Below are 16,314 nucleotides of genomic sequence, written 5' to 3' on the forward strand. Positions count from 1 at the left end.
TTCCAATGTAGTCAGCTTTCCCTGCAGGGCCGCGCGGCGTCCGGTCCTGAACTCCTGCCGTCGCGGAGAGGGCATTAACCGAGACGCGCGGGTCGCTGTTTTTCCGCCGTCGCCAGAGCCTTCAGGCGCCTTCTTTCCCGTCCAGCCAATCACGGATCAATTGACGATAGCGTTCTCCGTCGAAGCTCGGGAAATGACCACCGTGGACAATGCGGACGGGATAGTCGAGCAGCCGCTTCATCGAGGCTGTGTAGTCGCCGGCGTGCGAGTGGTACGTGTCTTCGATCAGCGGGCCGTCGTAGAGGATGTCGCCGGAGAAGAGGATGCCGCTGGCCTTCTCGAAAAGAGCGATCCCGCCAGGCGAATGGCCGGGCGTGTGAATGACCTCGAAATGACGATCGCCGAGATCGATCACGTCGCCGTCATGGAGAATGCGCGTGGCTGGCGCCGCCTTCACCGCATAGCATTTCGAGCAATAGGGCTCCGGCGGTAGCGCGTCGAAGATCTCGTCTGCAACATACGGGTCAGCAAGCGTGTTGGCCCGGGTCGGGTGGGCGAGAAGGTCGGCCTCCGCTGCATGGACAGCCCGACATTCGAATTCGTGATGGCAACCGATGTGGTCGAAATGGGTGTGGCTCGCAACGGCCGTCAGTGGCCGCTCGGAGACAAGCGGCACCCATTCCCGAAGCGAGACGACCCCCATGCCGCTGTCGACCAGCATGTCGGCGTCGCGTCCGCGCACGTGCCAGATGTTGCAACGGTAGAATTCCTTGATATGCGGCTCGCAGATATAGGTGACGTCATCTTCGAGACGTCTGACCGAATACCAGTTCTCAGGGGCCATCCGCCGCATCGACTTCTCCTCAGGCGGCCGGCAGAGCCGTCACGCCCGCGGGATCGACGGCAAGGGTAATCCGCTCACCGGTCGCGATCTTCGCCGATTGCGGCATGTGGGCCACGAGGTTCAGGTCGTTGGCCGCAGCGGGCGCGAGATGGCATCGGAAGTGCGTGCCGAAGAATGCGCTTCCCGTGATCTGCGCCTCTCCCAAACGAATGGCCGCGTGTTCGCCGCTATCGCAGAAATGCTCCGGCCTTATGCACAGCGTCACCTTGTCGCCAGCGGCGGGCTTCCGGTTCGTGAAATTGGATGCCGGCAGCGAAATCGGACCGACAGGCGTTTCGACCTGTGCGCTGTCGGTTGCCGCTTCTCGAACCTTGCCCTGCAGGAAATTGACCTCGCCCATGAAGCCGGCTGAAAACAGCGACTTCGGCCGCATGTAAATGTCGGAAGGCGCGCCGAAGTCCTCGACCTTGCCCTGGTTCATCACCACGATGCGGTCGGCGATCGCCATTGCCTCTTCCTGGTCATGGGTCACATGAACGAAGGTCGTGCCGACCCGTTTCTGGATCGCCTTCAACTCGTCCTGCATCTGTCGTCTGAGCTTGAGGTCCAGCGCGCCCAGCGGTTCATCGAGCAGGAGGACATCGGGATCGACAGCGAGCGCCCGCGCGAGCGCGACGCGCTGCCGCTGCCCGCCGGAAAGCTCATGCGGCTTCTTGCCAGCGGCCGACTTCAACCCGACGAGATCGAGAAAGGCCAATGCCTTCTCGTCACGCTTGCCCTTGTCCATTCCACGCATCCTGAGGCCGAAGCCGACATTGTCGACAAGCCGCATGTGCGGAAAGAGGGCATAGTCCTGGAACATCGTCGTAGTCGGGCGCTTTGCAGGCGCGACGCCGGTCATATCCTTCCCGCCGATCGAGATCGTTCCGCTGGTGGCGGTGAGGAAGCCGCCGAGGATGGACAGCAAGGTCGTCTTGCCGCAGCCGGACGGACCCAGCAGGACGATGAACTCGCCTGCTTCTATCTCCAGCGAGACATTGTCGAGCGCCTTGAACGCGCCAAACGTTTTGATCGCGTTGCGGATGGACACGGATGCGGTCATGGCTTGCGGCTCCTGCCGAAGAGAGCGAGTTCGAGCACCAGCAGCACGAAGACGGACACCAGGAAGACAAGCGAGCCGATCGCGTTTGTCTTCGGGTTCAGGCCCGAGCGCAGCATGCTCCATATTTCCACCGGAAGCGTCACATCGAAGCGCGACAGGAGGAAGGCGATGATGAATTCGTCCCAACTGAAGGTGATCGAGAGGAAGAATGCGGCCATGATCGACGGCATCAGCATCGGGGCGGTAACGAGCGCCATCACCTTAAAGTCGTTCGCGCCAAGATCGCGCGCTGCGCGCTCGATGTTGATGTGATGGTCGCCCATCGACGCATAGATGATGGCGAAGCAAAGAGGCAGGTTGATCACCACATGCCCAATCCCGACCGTCCAGAGCGAAAGCGGGATCTGCAATGTGTTCAGGAGCGTGAGCAGACCAAGGGCGATGATCAGGTAGCTTACAGTCATCGGCGCAATCAGCAGACCGCGCTGCAATACCGACCCCGGCAACCTGTAGCGCGCCAGCGCATAGGCGGCGAGAAAGCCCAGAATACAGGCTAGCGTCGACGAGAAGACCGCAACGAAGAACGAATTCGCCAGCGCCGCCATCAGTTTACGGTCGGCGAAGACGGCATCGTACCATTGCAGCGAAAACCCATTGAAGGGCGGAACCGGTAGACGTCCATCCTGGAACGAGAACAGCACCAGCACGGCGACGGGCAGGAATATGAAGGCGTAGATGACCGCGAGATAGAGCCAGCTCAGCGACGAGGCGAGTAGGCCGTGCAATCGGCTCGAACGGACGATAGTGCCGGAGATTTGTGCCTGCGCCATCTTTACGCCCTCTCGATCTTCAGCCAGCGGGCGCAGAGAACATAGGCTGCGGTGACAGCCAGCATCAGGATGATGGAGAGGGCTGCCGCCATCGGAAAGTCCGCGCGTCGGCCAATCTGCAGCATGATGATCTGCGGCAGGACGAGTTCGTTGTTGCCCCCGAGGATCTGTGGGGTGATGTAGTCGCCGATACAGAGCACAAAGGTGAGGAAGGCGCCCGTCATGATACCGGGAAGCGTGAGCGGCAGGATGACGTGCCAGAAGGTCTGGAAGGTATTGGCGCCGAGGTCGGCCGCAGCGCGCCGATAGTTCGGCGAAAGCTGGATGAGGTTCGAGTAGATCGTCAGCGTCAGGAGCATGACGAAGAAGTGGACAAAGCCGATGACGGTCGCGATGCGGTTGCTGGCGATCTCCAGTGGCTCCGAGATCAGCCCAATGCCGAGAAGCGCCTGATTGATGACGCCACCTTTCGACAGCACCAGCAGCCAGGAATAGGAGCGGACGACGTAGGATGTCCAGAACGGTAGGATTGCCAGTATCAATGCCATTCGCTGCCAACGCTTCGGCACACGCTCGGCGATGATCCACGCCAGCGGATAGGCCAGGAGCACAGACAGGATCGTCACCGTCAGCGTGATTTCGAGCGAGTTCGTCAGGCCCCTGAGGAGCGCGCTCTCGGTGAAGAACCGCGCATAGTTGTCGAGGTTCCAGACGCGGACGATTTCGCGCCCCTGACGCGACCAGAGGCTCATGGCCGTCATATAGAGAAATGGCACGACGAAGAAGGCAACGGTCCATAGCAGCGCGGGGGCGACGAAGCCCCAGGCTTTCCGGCGTTCCCTGACTTCAAGTGTGGCGGCGGTCATGATCGTTCAACTTGGTTTGTTGTTGGCGCGGCAAATCCTGCCGCGCGCGACTGAGATGAGGGCGTTGTGACCCTCATCTGTGATTGGCCCATTAGCTTCAATCGTGTGCGAGGAGCGTTAAGCTCACTGCTGCATCATGTTGGTCCAGGCATCCTGCATCTTCTGGTCCAGCTCGGCAGTCGGGATCGGATAGAGCTGGGTGTTCTTCAGGTAGCCAGCCTGATCGTCCCAGCGCAGCGCCTTCTTCTGGTTGTCCGCCAGATGCTCGCCGGCCTTCTGGTTGGTCGGCATGCCCCAGTAGCAGGAAGACGTTGCAAGCCGTGCCTGACCTTCCGGGCTCAGGATGTACTGGACGAATTTAAGCGCCAGATCGGGCTTCTTGGAGTCCTTCATGACGCCGATCGACTGTGCCCAGCGCACCGCGCCCTGCTTGGGCACGATCCAGTCAAGGTTCGGCTTGTCCTTAACAAGCGACGCCGTGATCCATTCGCCGCCGCCGACGAGGATGTCAACCTCACCCGTCGCAAGCGCGGTCTGGGATGAAACCACGTCGCTGACTTGCTTCGATACGGTCTTCATCGCCGACAATTTTTCCTCGATCGCCGGCATATCGGCGTCGGAGAGATCCGCAGTCTTCTTGCCGAGGCCGAGCTGTACCAGGCCGATCATCGGCAGGTAGTAGTCGTAGAGGGCGATGCGGCCCTTGTACTTGTCCGACCAGACCACCGAGAGATCTTCCATGTCCTTCGGATCGACCTTGGTCTTGTCGTAGGAGATCGTGTTGTAGCCGAACTTCTCGGTCACAGCGTAGGTTTTGCCGTCCTTGGTGTTGTTGGCTTCCATGCGAAGTTCAGGGAACATGTCTGATGTCGGCAGGGCGTCGGCAGGCATCTCGCCAAGCAGGCCCATATCGATCACGCGGTGCACGTCCACGGCGTCCACGACCATCACATCCCAGTCGCCCGGCCGGGACTGCTCAAGGATGGAGAGGCCGGCACCCGTGCCCTCGTACTCCTTCAGATTGACCTTGACGTCGTTGGCCTACTCGAACGGCTCGACCAGCGCCGGATCTGTGTGATCGCACCAGACCAGTGCATTCAGTTCGTCGGTCGCGTGCGCCTGGTTGACTGCGAGCGCCGACAGGGTGATATATCAAATTTGAAGGCATTCAATTAGGGAAATCGCGGGTGACGGGACTTCGCGCAAAACAGAAGGCCGACAAGAACAGGCGCATCCTGGAAGCCGCTACCAAGCTTTTCCGCGAGGTCGGGTACGACGCGGCGCGCATCGAGGACATCGCCGAGCGGGCGGAAGTCTCAGTCGGAACCTTCTACAACTACTATGAGAACAAGGGTGACATGCTGGTTGCCTCTGTCGCGATGGAAGTGGAAGAGGTCCTCGAAGCCGGAGAGCCGATCGTCGCCAACCCGCCATCCAACGTGCTGGAAGCCCTGTCGGCGCTGATCAACCAGTATTACGACCACTCGCTCGTCTATCTGAGCAAGGAGATGTGGCGAACGGCGATGGCGATCTCCATCCAGCAGCCGGATACGCGCTTCTCCAAGCGCTACACCGAACTGGATCGAGCGCTCTGCCGGCAGGTCTCCACGCTTGTGCACAAATTGCAGCAACGGGGCGCTGTGCTGATGGGCATCGATACGACTGCTGTCGGCTCAATGTTCTTCAACAACCTCAATATGATGTTCACTGAATTCGTGCGCGACGAGACCATGTCTCTCGAGCAGTTAAAGGGCGACGTCGCCCGTCAGAACAAGCCTTTGGCGGCGCTTATCAGCGCGCCACAACAATAATCCAAAGACTGGGAGGAAACATGAACTCGACGCTGGAGAGCGTGATCGCTGCCGCCAATCGGCTGATCGAAGCATTCGGTCGCCATGATGTTAAGGCGTACTTTGCCGCGTTCGCGCCGAACGCGACCTTCATCTTCCACAATCTCGATCGCATGCTGACGAACCGGGAAGAATATCAAGCGGAGTGGCGTCTGTGGGAGGAGCGCGATGGCTTTCGCGTCGTCGGATGCCGCTCCAGCGACCAGCGCGTCCATCTTGCCGGCGACACCGCCATCTTCACCCATCGCGTCGAAACGAAGGTGGAGTTCAACGGAGAACCGACGGAAACCGAGGAACGCGAAACGATCGTGTTCGAGAAGGCCGCCGATGGTGCATGGCTTGCGGTGCACGAGCATTTGTCGAAACTGAGCTGACACGCTCTCGAGGGCTGCATGCAGCCCGCTATCGTTCGCCTTTAAGACGGATGTGGGAAGTCGGTTCAGCTCACAACGCAGCCGTTTCCGACGCTTCCGCTTCTGCCCCATCAGGGAATGTGGAGGCCCATGAGGCAATCACAAGGCGCGCCGCGCTAAACCCCCTTTGGCAATATCGCCGGCGCCATCAGCCTCATAATACGCCCTCTTGTGCTCATACATCTGTGCATCCGCTCGCCTGATAACGCTTTCGACCGTTTCCCCCGGCTCGCCCGTTGCCGCTCCGAACGACATGCGCAGCGGAGCACTCGAGTAGAACTGATTGTTGATCTTGAGCAGCTCTTTGATGGTCTCCGTCATTGTTGCCGCCGCCTTCGCGTCCGCACCCGGCATCAGGACAGCAAACTCGTCGCCGCCGATGCGGCAGGCGTGATTGGGCTGCGATACCGCACATTCAAAATCTCACCGAAGCGACGCAGCAAAGCGTCGCCTGCATCGTGGCCAAGCTGGTCATTGGCCTCCTTCAGGCCATTGAGGTCGAAGATGATCGCCGACACCGGCAGTATTGACTTCCGTTCCAGACGGTTGATTTCTTCGGCGTAGAAGGCTCGATTGTAGAGCTTAGTCAGCACATCGTGTTTGCCAAGATATTCGAGATAAGCTTCAGCCTTCTTGCGCGCCGTTATGTCGGTAAGGGCCACCTGCACACGAGACCAATCGAGTTCATACCCCGGAAACACTGAGAAATGCAGCAGGATGTGGCGTACGGTGCCGTCGAGTGCGTAGTTCACCACTTCGCGATGATGATAGAGGTTTCCGTTCCACAGTTCGATGAGCTGCTCACGGAACGGCTTTTCCATGTCGTCCCGGAATACCTCGTTCAGGCGACGCAGCAACTCATCTGGCTCGCCCGCGCAAAAGAGGTCCAGCGTTGCGCGATTGACCTTGATGACGTGAATTTCGCTCATGCATTGGCGCACGAATTCAGGATGGACGTCCATGAAGGTGCGGAAGTCGCTGATGCCGCGATCCCGGATGTCTTCGATCAGCACCTTGATCCGGCTGAAATCCTCGACCCACAAAGAAACAGGTGAGTGCTCAAAAATGCCCTCTGCGTGACGTCTCTGGGCAGTCTCCGCCCGTCGTGCATCTTCGCGCGCCGTGATGTCCTCAGTCGTCAGAAGTAGCTTGCTGAGCGACGTTTCGTAGCCGGGCATGACTGCGCCGCGGAGCTGGATGTCGAGACGGCGGCCTGAGATCGTATAGTTCGACGTGGTGCTCTCGAACACAAGCTCACCATCGAACAGTTTGGCGAGCTCGATCACATGGGTTTCAAGCATATCGTCGCGAAAGATCGTCGAGAGGTTGGCGCGCAGATGGTGAATGTCTTCAGCCTCGAAGAGCTCCAACGTTTTCCTGTTCACGTCGAGCACCCGAATACACCGGGAGCACTGCGCGACGCGGTCTTGATCCTCCCGTAGAAACGTTCTGATGTCCGTGACGCCTTGCAAGCGCCATAGGTCGAAAAGCGCTTTAACTCCGCTGAAATCCTCGACCCACATCGCCGTGGGGGCGAGATTGAAGATATCGGAATCGAAGCTCTCTGACATGGTTACTCGACGTTTTGGAAGTTTAACGGAGCCAAGGCGAATCTCCTCTTATATCAAATAGGTAAACCGAGGTTGAAGTATGGGCTTTGTCAGCCGATTAATGGAGGAAAAGAAGAGGATGGGCTTTGCCTTTGGCAGCGTCATGACGCTTTTCCAAAGCCCACTGACATCGAGCCCGCGATCGTGGGGGCCACCGAAATCAGGATCGGGCCAATCCAGTAAGTTGCCAGTGCATTTGATCTCACTGGCACCATACCCTCACTCGCCAGTCAGTCTTCGGCCCAGCCGGATATCACCTTCGCTTCTAGGAACTCCTCGATTCCCCACGCTCCCCCCTCGCGTGCGCGGCCGGATGCTTTCACGCCTCCCACCCGCAGCGCGTAGCGCGACGGCATCAACTCGTCCGGACCCGGTCCACCTGGGTGTGAGGTACTGCCCAAGCTCATGTCTGCCTCCTGCGGTAAACGTCACTGTGCGGGCATGAGCGCCGGGGCGCCCTTGTCCTTGATCAGGAGCACCAGGAATTTCGCCGGCTGGGTATCGCTTGCGTTCCGGTCGACGACGTGAATGTCGTCGGGGCCTTCATAGAAGGACTGCCCTGGTGTCAGTGTCACCTGTTGTCCGCCCTTCAATTGCATCACGACGGAGCCTTCCAGCACATAGACGAACGCATGTGCATTGTGCCGGTGGATAGCGCTCGACCCGCCGGGCGCATGCTCGACGGTGATCATCAGAGCTTCCCTGCCGGGGCTCTCCGGAAGATCCATGGACATGAGTGCCGTGACCTTAGGCTCCTGAGCCATCGCCGTGCCGATCATGAGGCACAGAGGAATCAACGCAACGAGTTTGATCGTCATAGTCGCCTCTCTCGTTTGTTACCCGGGCACCGGTTCGGACAGACCGGGGCGTACTCCGATGCGGGGTCAGGCTGCCTGTGAGCGGCGGAGCCATTCGTCGAAACCGATGCGGCCGAGGCGCGCCTCGCCCAAGGGCACGAGCGAGTGCTCCTGGACACGGCCGCCGTAGTATTGGGCCTCGGAGTCACTCACGACCGCACGCGGGTCGCCAACCGCCTTCAGATAGCGGGCGACGAATTCGTTGAACGGCGCTCGCTCCGGACCGGCGATCTCGACGATGCCGCTTCGCGGCGCCGCAATTGCCACATCGGCAACGACGGCGGCAACGTCGTCCGCCGCGATGGGCTGGAACAGGACCGGCGGGAGCCTGACTATGTTTCCATCCGCACTGGAATTGGCGATGGCGCCGAGGAATTCCAGGAACTGGGTCGCGCGAACGATGGTGTATGGGATGCCGGAGGTCCTGATCAGTTTTTCCTGGGCGACCTTGGCGCGGAAATAGCCATTGTCTGTCCGGTCGACTGCGACGATCGATAGCGCGACGTGGTGCCGGACGTTCGCTGCGGCCTCCGCAGCGAGAAGGTTGCGGCCGGAGGTCTCGAAGAACTGAAGCACCGCCTTGTCTTCAAATGAGGGTGAGTTGGCAAGGTCGATGACCACCTGCGTGTCCGCCATGGCCTCTTTTAGGCCCTCGCCGGTGATCGTGTTGACGCCGGTGTTGGGCGAGGCGGCGACGACCTCGTGGCCGCCCTGGCGCAAAATGGCGACGGTCTTCGAGCCGATCAGACCGGTGCCGCCGATGACGACGATCTTCATGGTTTATCCTCCCGTGCCGCAGCTTACCCGGCTGCCGCGCATCCGCCGCCAGCGACCGTGTCGCTCGGGATGTCGGGCGGCTGGTTGTTGCTCGTGTGGGCCTCGCGGCTATCAGGCCGCGAAGACCTCACGCAGATATTGCGACGCCTGTTCAATGGCACCACGCACCGCGGGTGTGTTCGCGATCGGGTTGAGCAGCATGAAGTCGTGGATCGTGCCATTGTAGCGGACCGATGTGACCGGAACGCCAGCCGCTGCCAGCTTGCGGCCATACGCCTCCCCCTCGTCGCGCAGCACATCGTTCTCGTCGACCAAGAGTAGTGTTTGCGGCAGGCCCGTCAGCTGTTCCGAGCTGGCATTGATCGGCGAGACATGAATGTCGGCGCGCTGGGAGACATCGGGCAGATATTGATCCCAGAACCATTCCATCCCTTTTCGGGTCAGCCAGGGCCCCTCGGCAAATTCCTTATAGGAGCCGGTTGACATTGAGGCATCTGTAACCGGATAGAAGAGAAGCTGTGCCTTCACGTCAGGGCCGTTGCGCTCTTTGGCGAGAAATGCGACCGCGGCCGTCATGTTACCGCCAACACTATCGCCTGCGATCGCAATTCGGCTGGCATCTGCGCCGAACTCGTCGGGATGCTCGGCTACGTACTTAAGCACTGCATAACTTTCTTCGACCGCGACGGGATAGCGGCTTTCGGGCGAGCGATCATAGTCCACGAACACCACGACTGCGTTTGCTCCAATGGTCAGCTCGCGGACCAGCCGATCATGCGTCTCGCGGTCGCCCAGCACCCAGCCGCCGCCGTGGGTGTAGATCACCACGGGCAGCGGGCCCTTGGCGCTTTCCGGCCGATAGATCCGGATGTCGGTGCGACCCTTGGGGCCGACATTGAGGACACGGTCCTCGCTGCGCGCGGGCGCGAGCTTAACCGACACCGACTTCTGTGCGTCGGCGAGAACGTTGCGAGCGGCCTCGGGTGAGAGCGTGTAGATGGGCGTTGCGGCCCCAAGGCTGTCTATGAAGGCTTGTGTGGTAGGCTCGAGACGACTCATGAGGTTCTCCCGGTGTTATCCGACCGTCCTCAGACCTTCGCGAAGTGTTCACAATGATGCAGGTGCTGCACCACTGAGCGATCCGATCATTCTTGTTTATTCGGTGCGGCGCAGGCTAAACATCGGGCACATTGCCCGCGCAAACCGAGCCCGGCCATTATTTCGCGGCTGTAAGAACACTTGGCGATACGCCCCTCCGGGCTGCCAAGCGAATATAGCACGTCGCGCAAACATGCGGGATTCACATTTGCGAACGCGGTATCAGTGCTTCCCGAGGGGCCGCGATATCTCTTGTGGTCATTCGAATGGTTATTGCGATCTCCACCCTATTGCTTGCCAGATTCGGGTCGACGACCAGGACGCTGTGGAAAGCCGACCGCGACATGTGCCAGCGAGCAGTCCTGGTACTCGTGGTCGCAAGCGTGAAACACTACTTTGAGACGTCGATTTTCTCGATTGGCGACATTGATGATTGCTGCGAAACTTGAATCGACAATTTTCGGCGCCTACCGCACGATCTGTCTACTGCCCCTGATTTTACAGAGCAGAGGACGTCATGCTGTCCGCATCGCTTTCTGCCACCCGTCGCAAGGACATGCTGATCACCATCGACGGCATCTAAGCGCGCTGGGATCGGCCCCATCCCTGGGAGCGCTTGATACCCTGTGTCTGGAGCGGCAGAGTTCGGCCGACCGCAGAGGATTCGCGCGGGAGATGGTCCGCAATTTCTACAAGTCGCGCGCGGCGCAGAGGCGCATCAATCTCGGAAATGCGGTGCCGGTGTTGACCGCAATCATTTTTCATCCGATGGTCAGGGGCTGGCCCCGATGAATTTGATGGCCGAACCTCAATCGGGGCATGTAACACCAACCGATTGCAGGTTGCATATTGCCTTCGCCGCGCGAAGATGATGGCATACTTCCCCCTCGGGCTACTGCTCTTGCGTCCCGAGCAGTGAGACGTTTGCGGAATTCTTGGAAGACATTGTTTAACGGGCGTCGCCGCGGGCCGGTCGCAACCCTGTCGCGCTTGATGAAGTTCCTGTCTGGCAAGTCGAGGCAAAGCATGATTAAGACTCCGCATTTGATGCGGGTCGCCATTGCAATGGCGGTCGCTGCTTTCCCGTTGGAGGATGTCCTCGCTCAGAACGCGGCGCCTGCTGTGACGGTCGCCAAGCCGGTCACACGGGAAGTGATTGACAATGACGAATTCATCGGGCGGTTCCAGGCGGTCGATGAGGTTGCGGTCCGCTCTCGCGTCGGCGGCTACCTGGAAGAGGTGCATTTCAAGGACGGTTCGATCGTGAAGAAGGGCGACCTTCTGTTCGTCATCGACCAACGCCCCTTCAAGACGGCGCTCAACCAGGCGACGGCGACGCTGGAGGTGGCACGATCGACGCTGACCTTCGCTGAATCCGAGTTCAAGCGGGTGGAAGCGCTGGTCAAGAGCGGCAGCCAGACGGTTCAGACGCTTGATGACCGTCGGCGTGAACTCGATTCAGCAAAGGCAAACCTGCGCGGGGCGGAGGCCTCCGTCGAGCGTGCGCAACTTGATCTTGAGTACACACGGATCACCGCCCCCATTTCCGGGCGCATCGATCGTCGCCTCATCTCGCCCGGCAGTCTCGTCCAAACAGACCAGACGATCCTGACGACGATCGTCAGCCTCGATCCGATCGACTTCTACTTCGACGTGGACGAGCGACGGCTGCTTTCCTACGCCGACCGGGCCCGGTCGGGCGGAAAAGAACTGCAGGAAGGCGGAACCGGACTGGAGGTCTCCGTGACGATCGGCGACTTCCAGCACTCCACGTTCAGGGGCAAACTGGATTTTGCGGAGAACCGGGTCGATGAGCAGACAGGAACCATGCGTATCCGTGCCCGCTTCCCCAACCCCAAGTACATCCTGCAGCCGGGGCTGTTCGGTCGCATCCAGATCGGTGGCTCTCTTCCCTATCAGGCAGTTCTGGTGCCGGACGAGGCGATCGGGTCGGACCAGAACGAGCGCGTCGTCTACGTCCTCGAAAAGGACGGCAGCGTCAGCACCAAACCGGTCCGCACCGGTCCGCGCCTTTATGGCTACCGCGTCATTCGCGACGGTCTCACTGGCGGCGAAACGGTCGTCATAAACGGTCTCATGCGCATCCGACCCGGGGTGAAGGTGACCGCCGAGGTGACCGAGTTGCCGTCAGAACGCGAGGACACGACGACGGACATGACGAGCACGGAGGCGAACCAGTGAGGTTTCCTCATTTCTTCGTCGATCGGCCGATCTTTGCCTCGGTCATCTCGATCGTTCTGCTCATCGTCGGCGGTATTGCCTATTTTCAACTTCCTGTCGCGCAATATCCGGAGATCGCCCCGCCAACGATCGTTGTGCGAGCAGCCTATCCCGGCGCCGACGCCCAGACGATCGCCGACGTGGTGGCAACGCCGATCGAGCAGGAGATCAACGGCGTCGAGGACATGCTTTACATGTCTTCCTATTCGACGGCAGACGGCACCATGGCCCTGACCATCACCTTCAAGCTCGGCACCGACCTCGACCAGGCGCAAGTGCTGGTGCAGAACCGTGTGGCAATCGCCGAGCCGCGCTTGCCCGAGGAGGTTCGCCGGGTCGGAATCACGACGGTGAAGAGCTCGCCCGACCTGATGATGGTCGTCCACCTGCTCTCGCCGGACGACCGCTACGACCAACTTTACATATCCAACTATGCCAAGACCCGCATTCGCGACCGGCTCGTTCGCCTTGACGGCGTTGGTGACGTGATTCTGTTCGGCGAGCGCGAATACGCACTGCGCATCTGGCTCGACCCGCAGAAGCTCAGCGCCTACGGCATGACGGCGACCGATGTCGTGCAGGCGCTCCGCGATCAGAACGTCCAGGTCTCGGGCGGGTCGATTGGCGGGCCGCCCACCTCCGGCGAGAACGCCTTTCAATATACGGTGACGACGGAAGGCCGATTCTCCGATGCGCGGCAGTTCCGCTACGTGATCGTCAAGTCGACGGCGGCCGGGCGACTGGTGCAGCTTCAGGATGTCGCCCGCATCGAGCTTGGCGCCAAGGAATACGTGTCGAACAGCTATCTCGACGGCAAGGCGGCGGTGGCGATCGGTATTTTCGCCCGCCCGGGCACGAACGCGCTGGACGCTGCGGCCTCGATCCAGCGCGTGATGAATGAGGTTTCCCCGGATTTCCCGCCGGGCCTGGAGTACCGCATCGTCTACAATCCAACCGAGTTCATTTCGCAGTCGATCCATGAAGTCTACAAGACGATCATGGAGGCGGCGGTGCTCGTCGCGATCGTCGTGCTCGTGTTCCTGCAGTCCTGGCGGACAGCGATCATCCCGATTGTCGCGATACCCGTATCCTTGATCGGCACCTTCGCTTTCCTGCTCGCCTTCGGCTTCTCACTGAACATGCTCACTCTGTTCGGCCTGGTTCTGGCGATCGGGATCGTCGTCGACGATGCGATCGTGGTGGTCGAGAATGTCGAGCGCAACCTCTCGCTCGGCATGACGCCCAAGGAGGCGGCGCACGTGACGATGGACGAGGTCGGCGCGGCGGTCATCGCGATTTCGCTAGTATTGATCGCCGTGTTCGTGCCCACGGCCTTCATCCCGGGCATATCCGGCCAGTTCTATCAGCAGTTCGCGGTGACAATCGCGGTGGCGACGGCGATCTCGGCGCTGAACTCGCTGACATTGTCGCCGGCCCTCGCCGGCATCGTGCTGCGCCCTCACTCGCAGGAGGAGCACAGTCGCAATCCGCTCACCCGTCTCATCCGGCGATTGTCCGATGGCTTCAATCACGGGTTCAAGCGGCTCAGCGAAGGCTATTCCTGGCTGGTCCGGCAGCTTGTGCGGACCAGGACGGCCATTGCGCTGAGCCTGCTGGTGTTCGTCGGCCTGCTGGGAGCCACCTGGCAGATGAGCCAGATCGTCCCGCGCGGGTTCATTCCGACAATGGACCAGGGCTATGCGATCGTCGTGGTGCAACTGCCGGATGGCGCCTCGCTGGCGCGCACCGACGCCGTCATCCAGAAGGCATCCGAAATCATCCGCACCACGCCCGGTGTAAAGAACGCGGTTGCGTTCTCCGGCTTCTCGGGCGCCACCTTTACCAATGCCTCAAACTCGGGGGTGGTCTTTGCCAGTTTCAAGAGTTTCGAGGAGCGACAGAGCCAGGGGCTGGGCGCAAACCAGATCATCGCCCAGCTTTTTGGCGCGCTGCAGAGCATTCGGGAAGCCTTCATCGTCGCTGTGCCGCCGCCTTCGATCCGTGGCGTCGGCAGTTCGGGCGGCTTCAAGATGCAGCTTCTGGACCTGGAAAAATCCGACATGCGCCGCGTGCTCGGGCTTGCCTACCAGATGATCGGCGCCGCGAACCAGACGGCGGGCCTGACCGGCGTGTTTACGACCTTCTCTGCGTCGAGCCCGCAGTATTTTCTGAACATCGACCGCGACAAGGCGCGCGCGCTGAACGTCCCGATCCCAAATATCTTCGAGACGCTTTCGATCAATCTCGGAACGTCATATGTAAACGACTTCAACGCCTTTGGCCGCGTCTACCAGGTGCGGGCCCAGGCCGACCAGCAGTACCGCCTCGACCAGCAAGACATCCTGGCACTGAAGGTGCGCTCGGCGACCGGTGCCCTCGTCCCGCTCGGAACGCTGGTCGAGATTCGTGACACGAGCGGACCGACGCTCGTCCAGCGCTACAATATGTATGTCTCGGTTCCCGTGCAGGGCAATGCCGCCCCTGGGTTTTCGACTGGCACTGCGCTGGACTCGATGGAGGGACTGGCGAAGCAGATGCTGCCGGCCGGTACCTCGTTCGAGTGGACCGAACTCGCCTTCCAGGAGCGGGCGACCGGCAACACCGCGGTTTTCATTTTCGCGCTCTCGGTCATCTTCGTCTTCCTGGCGCTGGCCGCACAGTATGAAAGCTGGGTGCTGCCGCTTGCGATCATCCTCATCGTGCCGCTTGCGATCCTCGGCGCCCTGGTCGGCGTGAACCTCAGGGGAATGGACAACAACATCCTCACCCAGATCGGCCTGATCGTCCTGATCGGCCTGGCGGCAAAGAACGCGATCCTGATCGTCGAGTTCGCCAGACAGGCGCAGCGGGAAGGCAGGACGGCGATCGAGGCAGCCGTGGAGGCGACGCGACTTCGCCTGCGGCCCATCCTGATGACCGCATTCGCCTTCATCTTCGGTGTCGTCCCGTTGATGATCGCGACCGGCCCCGGCGCGGAGATGCGGCAGTCCCTCGGCACGGCGGTCTTCTCGGGCATGCTCGGGGTGACCCTTTTCGGCCTGTTCCTGACACCGGTCTTCTTCGTCGCCCTGCGCTCGGCCGGCCGGCATGGCGCGCAGGCCGTCAGCGAGCGCAAGAAGGAGGCCGCGCTGGACGCAGCAGACTTATAGCCTGAACCCATAGCCCGCGATTGGGGCTTGGGTAACCTGCTATCCTTCAAGCATGTGTTACTTGCAAAGGGGGGAGAGCGGATGTCCGACGCGATCAATCACCAGCACCGCCCGGCCTTCGACAGACCCATCGTTGCGGCGGCGTAAGTAAGTACCGAGAAGCGAATGGCACGCCGCAACCACCGCGATGAATGGGTTGTCTGCGAGCAGACTCAGCTACGGATTGTCTCCGACGCCCTGTGGAGCGCGGTCAAGAAGCGGCAAATGGCGGTCGAACAGAGCCTTTCCCGAACGACGACAAACCACCTAAACAGGGGTCACCGGCCGCAATATTTGCTGAGCGGTATCCTGGAATGCGCCCATTGTTTCGGTCCCTATGCCATCATGGCCAAGGACGAGCGCCGTTTCCTCGCCAAGGTGCATGCGGATTTTGCGGAGAAGCTGCAGGCCGGCGAGTTGGTCAGGGACAAAAACGCAAAAAGCGCCTCGCCGCTGGTGCGGAGGCGCTTTTGGTCGAATGTCCCGAGTGGGCGGTTTTGCCGGTGTGGTTGGTTGCGGAGGCCTGAACGCACGGAGACTTGTAAATTCGCAGCCTCAAGCCTGCCCTGCATTGACAATTTCCGCTTACGCTAGAAGCGCCAGTATGCACAGTAGTCTCGCCGTCCGAAATGGGGCCG

At 60.6% G+C, this 16,314-nt stretch carries 14 protein-coding genes and 2 pseudogenes; 6 read left to right on the plus strand and 10 right to left on the minus strand.

From position 1 onward, the window contains the following. Positions 1–121 precede the first annotated feature (121 nt). From J2Y48_RS16730 to J2Y48_RS16750, 5 genes and pseudogenes are all read right to left on the minus strand, one after another. Complete coding sequence (locus J2Y48_RS16730) at positions 122–853, minus strand: MBL fold metallo-hydrolase (protein WP_310420233.1); 732 nt, start codon at positions 851–853, stop codon at positions 122–124. Positions 854–863: 10 nt separating this feature from the next. Next, entirely contained in the window at positions 864–1,946 is a 1,083-nt protein-coding gene (locus tag J2Y48_RS16735) for an ABC transporter ATP-binding protein (protein ID WP_310420235.1), read from the minus strand. Further along, positions 1,943–2,776 carry an ABC transporter permease gene (locus J2Y48_RS16740; RefSeq protein WP_310420237.1) on the minus strand — a complete coding sequence of 278 codons (834 nt, stop codon included), beginning with the start codon at positions 2,774–2,776 and terminating at the stop codon, positions 1,943–1,945. Before J2Y48_RS16740 ends, J2Y48_RS16735 begins: the two co-directional genes overlap by 4 nt. A gap of 2 nt (positions 2,777–2,778) precedes the next feature. Continuing rightward, the gene (locus tag J2Y48_RS16745) at positions 2,779–3,642 is read right to left on the minus strand and encodes an ABC transporter permease (RefSeq protein WP_310420239.1); all 864 of its coding nucleotides are present in this window, start codon (positions 3,640–3,642) and stop codon (positions 2,779–2,781) included. Between the two features lie 123 nt (positions 3,643–3,765). Beyond that, positions 3,766–4,791, minus strand: a pseudogene (locus tag J2Y48_RS16750) (PotD/PotF family extracellular solute-binding protein). A 38-nt stretch (positions 4,792–4,829) separates the two neighbouring features. Between J2Y48_RS16750 and J2Y48_RS16755 the strand changes: the two are divergent. Together J2Y48_RS16755 and J2Y48_RS16760 are read left to right on the plus strand one after the other, a co-directional pair. Continuing rightward, positions 4,830–5,453 carry a TetR/AcrR family transcriptional regulator gene (locus J2Y48_RS16755; RefSeq protein ID WP_310420241.1) on the plus strand — a complete coding sequence of 208 codons (624 nt, stop codon included), beginning with the start codon at positions 4,830–4,832 and terminating at the stop codon, positions 5,451–5,453. A gap of 20 nt (positions 5,454–5,473) precedes the next feature. After that, entirely contained in the window at positions 5,474–5,866 is a 393-nt protein-coding gene (locus tag J2Y48_RS16760) for a nuclear transport factor 2 family protein (protein ID WP_310420243.1), read from the plus strand. Positions 5,867–6,004: 138 nt separating this feature from the next. Here J2Y48_RS16760 and J2Y48_RS16765 read toward each other — a convergent pair. From J2Y48_RS16765 to J2Y48_RS16785, 5 genes and pseudogenes are all read right to left on the minus strand, one after another. Further along, positions 6,005–7,476 (minus strand): annotated as a pseudogene (locus tag J2Y48_RS16765) (diguanylate cyclase domain-containing protein). A gap of 269 nt (positions 7,477–7,745) precedes the next feature. Beyond that, positions 7,746–7,922 (minus strand): hypothetical protein, encoded by a 177-nt coding sequence (locus J2Y48_RS16770; protein WP_310420365.1) that lies wholly within the window; start codon positions 7,920–7,922, stop codon positions 7,746–7,748. Between the two features lie 21 nt (positions 7,923–7,943). Then, the gene (locus J2Y48_RS16775; protein ID WP_310420245.1) at positions 7,944–8,333 is read right to left on the minus strand and encodes a cupin domain-containing protein; all 390 of its coding nucleotides are present in this window, start codon (positions 8,331–8,333) and stop codon (positions 7,944–7,946) included. A 66-nt stretch (positions 8,334–8,399) separates the two neighbouring features. Further along, positions 8,400–9,149 (minus strand): SDR family oxidoreductase, encoded by a 750-nt coding sequence (locus tag J2Y48_RS16780; RefSeq protein ID WP_310420247.1) that lies wholly within the window; start codon positions 9,147–9,149, stop codon positions 8,400–8,402. 111 nt (positions 9,150–9,260) lie between these two features. Further along, complete coding sequence (locus J2Y48_RS16785; protein ID WP_310420249.1) at positions 9,261–10,208, minus strand: alpha/beta hydrolase; 948 nt, start codon at positions 10,206–10,208, stop codon at positions 9,261–9,263. A 468-nt stretch (positions 10,209–10,676) separates the two neighbouring features. Here J2Y48_RS16785 and J2Y48_RS16790 point away from each other — a divergent pair, with 468 nt between their 5' ends. The 4 genes from J2Y48_RS16790 (at position 10,677) to J2Y48_RS16805 (ending at position 16,270) form a co-directional block, all read left to right on the plus strand. Further along, entirely contained in the window at positions 10,677–11,039 is a 363-nt protein-coding gene (locus J2Y48_RS16790) for a hypothetical protein (protein ID WP_310420251.1), read from the plus strand. Positions 11,040–11,273: 234 nt separating this feature from the next. After that, positions 11,274–12,449, plus strand: coding sequence for an efflux RND transporter periplasmic adaptor subunit (locus J2Y48_RS16795; RefSeq protein WP_405030241.1), 1,176 nt, complete (start codon positions 11,274–11,276; stop codon positions 12,447–12,449). After that, the gene (locus tag J2Y48_RS16800; RefSeq protein ID WP_310420253.1) at positions 12,446–15,637 is read left to right on the plus strand and encodes a multidrug efflux RND transporter permease subunit; all 3,192 of its coding nucleotides are present in this window, start codon (positions 12,446–12,448) and stop codon (positions 15,635–15,637) included. The genes J2Y48_RS16795 and J2Y48_RS16800 overlap by 4 nt, the downstream gene beginning before the upstream one ends. A gap of 165 nt (positions 15,638–15,802) precedes the next feature. After that, positions 15,803–16,270 (plus strand): hypothetical protein, encoded by a 468-nt coding sequence (locus J2Y48_RS16805; RefSeq protein WP_310420255.1) that lies wholly within the window; start codon positions 15,803–15,805, stop codon positions 16,268–16,270. Positions 16,271–16,314 lie beyond the last annotated feature (44 nt).

Origin of the sequence: Mycoplana sp. BE70 (assembly GCF_031455855.1) — a bacterium.
Lineage (GTDB): Bacteria > Pseudomonadota > Alphaproteobacteria > Rhizobiales > Rhizobiaceae > Mycoplana.

Excerpts from the sequence above, each read along its gene's own strand:
- J2Y48_RS16735 (WP_310420235.1), bottom strand. The coding sequence starts at position 1,946 with ATGACCGCATCCGTGTCCATCCGCAACGCGATCAAAACGTTTGGCGCG.
- J2Y48_RS16790 (WP_310420251.1), top strand. The coding sequence starts at position 10,677 with ATGATTGCTGCGAAACTTGAATCGACAATTTTCGGCGCCTACCGCACG.
- J2Y48_RS16775 (WP_310420245.1), bottom strand. The coding sequence starts at position 8,333 with ATGACGATCAAACTCGTTGCGTTGATTCCTCTGTGCCTCATGATCGGC.
- J2Y48_RS16780 (WP_310420247.1), bottom strand. The coding sequence starts at position 9,149 with ATGAAGATCGTCGTCATCGGCGGCACCGGTCTGATCGGCTCGAAGACC.
- J2Y48_RS16770 (WP_310420365.1), bottom strand. The coding sequence starts at position 7,922 with ATGAGCTTGGGCAGTACCTCACACCCAGGTGGACCGGGTCCGGACGAG.
- J2Y48_RS16805 (WP_310420255.1), top strand. The coding sequence starts at position 15,803 with ATGGCACGCCGCAACCACCGCGATGAATGGGTTGTCTGCGAGCAGACT.
- J2Y48_RS16730 (WP_310420233.1), bottom strand. The coding sequence starts at position 853 with ATGCGGCGGATGGCCCCTGAGAACTGGTATTCGGTCAGACGTCTCGAA.
- J2Y48_RS16760 (WP_310420243.1), top strand. The coding sequence starts at position 5,474 with ATGAACTCGACGCTGGAGAGCGTGATCGCTGCCGCCAATCGGCTGATC.
- J2Y48_RS16740 (WP_310420237.1), bottom strand. The coding sequence starts at position 2,776 with ATGGCGCAGGCACAAATCTCCGGCACTATCGTCCGTTCGAGCCGATTG.
- J2Y48_RS16785 (WP_310420249.1), bottom strand. The coding sequence starts at position 10,208 with ATGAGTCGTCTCGAGCCTACCACACAAGCCTTCATAGACAGCCTTGGG.
- J2Y48_RS16745 (WP_310420239.1), bottom strand. The coding sequence starts at position 3,642 with ATGACCGCCGCCACACTTGAAGTCAGGGAACGCCGGAAAGCCTGGGGC.
- J2Y48_RS16795 (WP_405030241.1), top strand. The coding sequence starts at position 11,274 with ATGATTAAGACTCCGCATTTGATGCGGGTCGCCATTGCAATGGCGGTC.